Origin of the sequence: Exiguobacterium sp. s34, from assembly GCF_018617435.1 — a bacterium.
Classification (GTDB): Bacteria; Bacillota; Bacilli; order Exiguobacteriales; family Exiguobacteriaceae; genus Exiguobacterium; species Exiguobacterium aestuarii.
Genome location: NZ_JACSKE010000024.1, coordinates 1 through 203 on the forward strand (window position 1 = coordinate 1; position 203 = coordinate 203).

Sequence of the window (203 nt, forward strand, 5' to 3'; positions counted from 1 at the left end):
TTTCACCTCCTCGCGGATGGCGATGCGGTCCTCGAGCAACTTGTTGTAGATGAACCGGGCGCAGCCGATGGTCTTGATGAGGAACTCGGTCTGTGCAGGCGTCGGGTAGAGCCTGTATGTATAGCCTTTCAGCATGTCCGTCCCTCCTCCCTTCCGAAGATCGTGATGTGTCTTCCTCATCCGATACCCGTGGAGGGGGAGGG

The 203-nt window shown here is 58.1% G+C and carries 1 protein-coding gene; it reads right to left on the reverse strand.

Translation table 11 applies throughout. The features are described 5' to 3' along the window. Positions 1–180, reverse strand: a 180-nt coding sequence (locus KNO87_RS15620) for a helix-turn-helix domain-containing protein (protein WP_353048763.1), incomplete at its 3' end; no start/stop codon positions are given. Positions 181–203: the final 23 nt, after the last annotated feature.